The organism is Rhizobium sp. P2_G9, from assembly GCF_056403475.1.
In genome coordinates this window covers 110,540-116,675 of the sequence record NZ_JBFUFK010000026.1, presented here as the reverse complement: position 1 = coordinate 116,675, position 6,136 = coordinate 110,540, and the positions used below count along the sequence as shown (strand labels likewise).

Annotated in this window: 7 protein-coding genes; 5 read left to right on the top strand and 2 right to left on the bottom strand. The window is 60.7% G+C overall.

Going from position 1 to position 6,136, the window contains the following annotated elements; all coding sequences use genetic code 11:
• Nucleotides 1-1,206: DNA ligase D (ligD, locus tag AC1DYF_RS21645; protein WP_477878828.1), on the top strand; the 1,206-nt coding region annotated here is incomplete at its 5' end.
• Between the two features lie 185 nt (nucleotides 1,207-1,391).
• Here ligD and AC1DYF_RS21640 read toward each other — a convergent pair.
• Nucleotides 1,392-1,673 carry a type II toxin-antitoxin system ParD family antitoxin gene (locus AC1DYF_RS21640; protein ID WP_477878827.1) on the bottom strand — a complete coding sequence of 94 codons (282 nt, stop codon included), beginning with the start codon at nucleotides 1,671-1,673 and terminating at the stop codon, nucleotides 1,392-1,394.
• Nucleotides 1,674-1,808: 135 nt separating this feature from the next.
• Nucleotides 1,809-3,281 carry a glycogen synthase GlgA gene (gene glgA / locus AC1DYF_RS21635; protein WP_477878826.1) on the bottom strand — a complete coding sequence of 491 codons (1,473 nt, stop codon included), beginning with the start codon at nucleotides 3,279-3,281 and terminating at the stop codon, nucleotides 1,809-1,811.
• Nucleotides 3,282-3,528: 247 nt separating this feature from the next.
• On the opposite strand from glgA, the gene AC1DYF_RS21630 reads away from it, so the two are divergent.
• From AC1DYF_RS21630 to AC1DYF_RS21615, 4 genes are all read left to right on the top strand, one after another.
• A complete protein-coding gene (locus AC1DYF_RS21630) occupies nucleotides 3,529-3,816 on the top strand; it encodes a hypothetical protein (RefSeq protein WP_477878825.1) in 288 nt (95 codons plus the stop codon).
• A gap of 38 nt (nucleotides 3,817-3,854) precedes the next feature.
• Entirely contained in the window at nucleotides 3,855-4,412 is a 558-nt protein-coding gene (locus tag AC1DYF_RS21625; protein WP_477878824.1) for a DNA-3-methyladenine glycosylase, read from the top strand.
• A 354-nt stretch (nucleotides 4,413-4,766) separates the two neighbouring features.
• A complete protein-coding gene (locus tag AC1DYF_RS21620; protein WP_477878823.1) occupies nucleotides 4,767-5,654 on the top strand; it encodes a hypothetical protein in 888 nt (295 codons plus the stop codon).
• 54 nt (nucleotides 5,655-5,708) lie between these two features.
• On the top strand, nucleotides 5,709-6,119 hold the full coding sequence (locus AC1DYF_RS21615; RefSeq protein ID WP_477878822.1) for a low affinity iron permease family protein: 411 nt from the start codon (nucleotides 5,709-5,711) through the stop codon (nucleotides 6,117-6,119).
• The last annotated feature ends 17 nt before the right edge of the window (nucleotides 6,120-6,136 follow it).

The window sequence follows — 6,136 nt, the reverse complement described above, 5'->3', positions numbered from 1 at the left end:
GCCATCGGGTCATTGGTGCTGGGCGTCTACGACGACAGCAAGCTGCGTCATGTCGGCCGCGTCGGCACCGGCTATACCGCAAGGGTCGCCGAGGACCTCTACGCGCAGTTGGAGCGCATCCGCATTGACAAAAGCCCGTTCGGTGAGAAGCTCACCTCCGAAGAGGCGCGCGGCGTCCGCTACGTCCGGCCTCAGCTTGTCGCCGAGGTCGAGTTCCGCGCCTGGACGGCCGACGGCAACCTCCGGCATGCGGCCTTCCGCGGCCTGAGGGAAGACAAGCCGGCCAAGGAGATCGTGCGGGAGGACCAGCCTGCCGCCAAGACCGAAAAGGTGGAAAGGCAGGCCATGCCCAGTGTCAAGCTCACCCATCCCGATAGGCTCTACTGGCCGGACGAGGGCGTGACCAAGGAAGGTCTTGCCAATTACTATACCGAAATCTGGCCGCTGATCTGCCCCTTCATCGTCGGCCGTCCGCTGGCGCTGTTGCGCGCACCCGAGGGCGTGGGCGGGGAGATGTTCTTCCAAAAGCATTCCTGGCGCGGCATGAACAAGAAGATCGAGCTGGTCGAGGATCCGCAGGAGACCAACCCCGACGACAAGCTGATCATGATCAGCGATCTCGACGGCCTGATCGGGCTGGTGCAATCGGGCGTGCTGGAAATCCACCCATGGGGTTCGTCGATCAAGGATATCGAACATCCTGACATGATCATCATGGATCTCGACCCCGGCGAAGACGTATCCTGGCCCCGGATCATCGAGGCGGCCTATGAGGTGAAGAAACGCCTTGAGGCGGAAGGTCTCGCAACCTTCGTCAAAACCTCCGGCGGCAAAGGCTTGCACGTCGTCGCTCCAGTGAAGCCGAAAGCAGATTGGGACGCAGTCAAGGACTTTTGCCACCAGATCGCCGGCGCCATGGCGGAAGATGACCCAGATCAATATGTCGCGACGATCACCAAATCGAAGCGGCACGGCAAGATCCTGATCGATTACCTCCGCAATGGCCGCGGCAACACAGCGGTCGCGCCCTACTCCACACGTGCTCGAAAAGGTGCGGCCGTGTCGATGCCGCTGGCATGGGAGGAACTGAACGAGGCAATCGGGCCAGCCTATTTCACCGTGATGAACACGCCGGCTAGGATTGCATCACTGAAGGATGACCCCTGGAAGGATTTTCGCGCGGCGGCGAAACCAATCAGGGTTTGAAGGCAGCCACACCGAGCCGCAAAAGCCGACCGTCCATCAAGACATCCGCCTCCGGCCAGCGGTAGTCGCCGTGGTCAACATAGCGGTCTGCGGTAACCGTCGAACCCGACCGTCTTCGATAGAAGTATGGATTTGGACCAGGTCATTTTCCGCTTCTGGTGATAGACGGATGCGACATCGCTTCATTAAGCCCGGCTTCCGCCCTTGGCGGCGATGCGTTGCCGCACCCGTGCCATAGCCTCGTCCAGGGGCAAGGCACGCGAGGGCTCGGCCTTGTGGGCATCATAGGCAGGCGCGACCTCTTCCCGCAGCCATTTCTCCACGGCGGCGTCCCGGGCGGCCAGCGTGCGCAGGCCGTCACGGATGACCTCGCTTTCCGTGGCATATTCGCCGGAGGCGACCTTGTCTTTGACCATCTGGGCCATTTCCAGAGGCAGTGTGATGCTGAGGGATTGCGTGGAGCGCATCGGTAGAGGTCCTTCGTTACCCGACACTCATAACACATCGCACGATTTAATCCTACACATCTCTGATAAGTGCAAGAATTCTTGAATTTTGCCGATGCGAAACAACCATCCGACAGCGCGACTGCAACGAACCTCTCACCCCGCCTGCTGCATCTCCACGTCATACGACGTTGCCGCTTGCTTCAGCAGGCTGCGGAACAGCGCCGCATATTGTCCGGCGCTGCGTTCCCAGGAGAACCGCGCCTTCATCGCCTGCACCTGCAACTGATGCCACTGCTTGGGATTGGCATAGGCGTCCATCGCGCGTCGAAGCGCGTTGCACAGCCCTTCCGTGGTCACCGGATGGAACTGGAAGCCGGTGGCGACCTGGGCGTTCATCGCCGCGTCGTTGGCGTCGATGACGGTCTCCGCCAGCCCGCCGGTGCGCGACACGACCGGGATGCTGCCATAGCGCAACCCATAGAGCTGTGTCAGTCCGCAAGGCTCGAAGCGAGATGGCTGGATGATCGCGTCCGAACCGCCATGGATCAGATGTGCCAGCTCTTCGCTATAGCCGATGCTGACCGCGATCCGGCCGGGATGTTTTGCCGCTGCGTCGAGCAGCATGCGCTCGATGCCGGGATCGCCCTTGCCGCAGATGATCAGCTTGGCGCCGGCAAAGGCGATGAAATCGGTGGCCGATGCGAGCATGTCCATGCCCTTCTGCCAAGTCAGCCGGCTGATCACCGAGAAGATCGCCCCGCCATCATCGTCGAGACCCATGCGCTTGACCAGCTTGCGGCGATTGTGGCGCTTGAGATCGAGAGTGTCGACAGTGTAGGTCTGCGCCAGGTATTCATCGGTGTCCGGATTCCAGACCTGGTCGTCGATGCCGTTGAGAATGCCCTTGAGGCTGTCGCGACGCACCCGCAGCACGCCTTCCATGCCCATGCCGAAGCGCGGCGTCAGAATCTCGCGCGCATAGGTCGGGCTGACGGTGGTGATCACGTCCGATGTCATCAGCCCCCCCTTGAGGAATGAGATGTCACGGTAATATTCGAGGCAGCCCACGTCATAGGCACTCGGCGGCAGCCGCAGATAGGGCAGCAGATTGGCGGCGAACTGACCCTGAAAGGCAATATTGTGGATGGTCAGCACCACCGGGCTATCGCATCCCATGTCGCGCATATAGACCGAGGTCAACGCCGACTGCCAGTCATGCGTGTGCACCAGATCCGGCGTCCAGCCTGGCAGCTCTCCTGCTGCAATCAGTGCCGCAGCCAGCGACAGAGCGGCAAAGCGTTTCCAATTGTCACGGTGGTCGTTGCCATTGTCATCGAGATAGGGCGTGCCGGGCCGGTTATAGAGGGCCGGGATGTCGAGGATGAACAGCGTCAGGTCATGGCCTTGCAGCAGCCGGATCGCTGCACGTTCACCGAGGATGTCATCGAATTCGTAGAGCGGCGCGCTGGCCGCAGCCATGGGGAAGAAGACAGGATAACCAGGCACCAGCGTTATGGAATCGACGCCGAAACGCTTCAACGCCTTCGGCAGAGAACCCGTAACGTCCGCAAGCCCCCCGGTTTTGATGAATGGATACACCTCGGAGGTAACGGACAGCACCTTCATTTTGGCACACCATAAACGGGAAAAAAGGTCACTGACATGTAGGAGGCCCCCGGCGAAATGTCAAAAGCGATACGTCATTCTGATAGTATCTGGCTGGCCTTCTCCGGCTGTAAGTAGCAGCTTTCGAATCGCGCAACCCGCTTACAACCTCGAATTAACGATATCATCAAAGTAAATTCATTTAAATAATTTTAACACGGAGGAACTTTAGCAAGTGCTGTATGTTTGAGTGAAGGAGGAGACCTACATGCACGAAAAAGTATATGATATCACGCTCGACAGCGCCGGCTGGTCATGCCATTCGGCGGGCAATTTGATTGGCACGTTTCCCTCATGGCTGCTTGCAATCGCGGCGACGCGTGCGGCCGTCGAGCGGGACCGGCGCACCGGGCTGACCCCGGTCGTTCGCTACCAGGATCTCAAGGGCAGCATGCATACGCTCGATCTCGACGGCAATGATGCCGAACCGCCGCAGATGCGTCCGGCAAACGGGCGCGGCGCTGATCGTCTTGCAGACGGGCAGCACCAACACTAATCTCCGGGTGACTGAAACCAGATTCTGCGAATATCTCGATGATTGGACCGGAATTCTTCGCTCGCCGGTCAAGCGCGGTGGCGGCCGAACTGATCGGCATCACCATGCTCTTCGAGGGCGCCGGCGGCTCGATCGTCGAAACCGAAGCCTATCACGACCAGGATCCGGCGTCGCACAGCTATCGCGGCCTCACGCTGCGTAATGGCGCCATGTTCGGCCCTCCCGGGCATGTCTATGTCTATCGCATCTATGGCATCCATTGGTGCGTCAATTTCGTCTGCCTGCCGGGTCATGCAGTCCTGATCCGGGCGCTTCAGCCCGACATCAATATCGAGACCATGCGCACGCGGCGCGGCGGCTTGCCGGACAGGCAGCTCTGCTCCGGGCCGGGGCGTTTGACCGAAGCGCTCGGCATTACCGGCGCCCACGACGGGCTCTCGCTGTTCAAGCCGCCTTTCGAGCTTCTGCCGCGGGTCTCCGACGTGCCCATCGAGATCGGCATCCGCATCGGCATCACCAAGGCGGTGAACGAGCAATTGCGGTTCGGCGCCAAGGCTTCTCCTTTCCTCAGCCGCAAGTTTCCCGCGCTCTCCTGACGCGCACCCACTCACCGCCAACCCAGCCCTTCGGCGATGCCGAGCGAATTGCGTTTGCGTCCGATCAAGTCGCGGCTTTCCCGTTCCGGTCGGCGGAGCGGCAGCGTCTGACGATCCAAACGGGGCGATGCTGCCCGAGCGGAATCCTGTTCGGCTGGCTGGAACCTTCCCGGCAAATTTTCGTTTGGAGAACACTGCCATGACGAGCGGATCACGCTCGGCACGGCAAATCATCTCTGAATTATCTTGATCCTAGAGGAGGTTACTATGGGTCGTGGCATTCTGCTTTGGCTTCTCGGCATTCCGATTCCGGTCATCATCCTGATCCTGCTGCTCTGGCGCTAAGGAGGTCAGATGGCCATTCCTGAATCTGTGATCGTGGATGCCCCGCTTGAATCCTCCGCATCTGCGGTCAGCTGGGGTCCGATCTTGGCGGGCGCCGTCATCGCGGCGGCGCTCTCGCTGTTGCTTCTGCTGGTCGGCACCGGCTTCGGCTTCACCATGGTGTCGCCTTGGGGCGGAAGTGCGTCGGCGGCGACGCTCGGTGTGTCTGCAGCCGTCTGGCTTGTCGTCGTGCAATGGCTGTCGGCCGGCGTCGGCGGTTATCTGACCGGCCGGCTCCGGACCAAATGGACCGGCATCCATACCCATGAAGTCGGCTTCCGGGACACCGCACACGGCTTTCTCGCCTGGGCGCTCTCGACGCTGTTCGTGGCTGCTTTGCTGGGTTCGACGCTCTCATCCGTCCTCGGGACCGGCGCGCAGGCCACGGCGACGCTTGCCGGAGCCACGGCGACAACGGCAGCGACGGCCGCCAGCAAATCCGATAGCAACTTCACCACCGGTTACTTCACCGACGCACTGCTCCGGCCGAACGATCCGGGCACTGCGACAGCCGCCGACAACGGCACGGCTGCCGCGCAGCTGTCGCGTATTCTTGCGAATGCCGCAATTCAGGGCAAGATGCCGGATGCCGACCGCGCTTATGTCGACAAGCTTGTGGCGGCCCGGACGGGTCTCAGCCAGGCCGATGCCAAGGCACGAGTTGATGCCGTGCTGAAGCAGGTCGACGACGCCAGGCTCGCGGCGAAAGAGGCCGCCGACAAAGCCAGGAAGACGGCAGCCGCCACTGCCTTGCTCGGCGCACTGTCGCTGTTCATCGGTGCTTTCATCGCCGCAGCGGCCGGCGCCTATGGCGGGCGTCAGCGCGACGAGGAGGAGGAAGTATTGCGCACCGCTTGACCGTTGACAATACTCTGGCATTATGCGGCATCGAAGTGACATCCGATCCAAGGCATGGATAAGATGCGCCATTACTTGCGGGCAACGGCAAAAAAAGTTGCAGATAAGTCGGAAAAGCCATTGACGCTCGTCACGACAATGGCTTTTCTCTTTGCCTGCATGGTGCTTTTGCCCATCGCTCAAATTCCAGTCATGGCAAACCTGCTGATCAATGCGGCGATTGCTACGATAACCTTATCATTGGTGTTGGTCTTGGCTTACATTCACGGGAAAGATATACGCGCGCTCAGAGCGCGGCTCGACGAGTTTGCCGCCGAATTCGAGGCGGCTTCACGCACGCAGGCAGAAGGAAAACTGTCTGCGTCCGAGCTTCGGCATATCCGCATGCTGATTGCTGAGCAGGCAACTGAAACGGACGATGAGGTCCGCGGTCTCAATCGCGACAAACGCCCCTCGCTTTTCTGACGGGCMGACATGGAGCG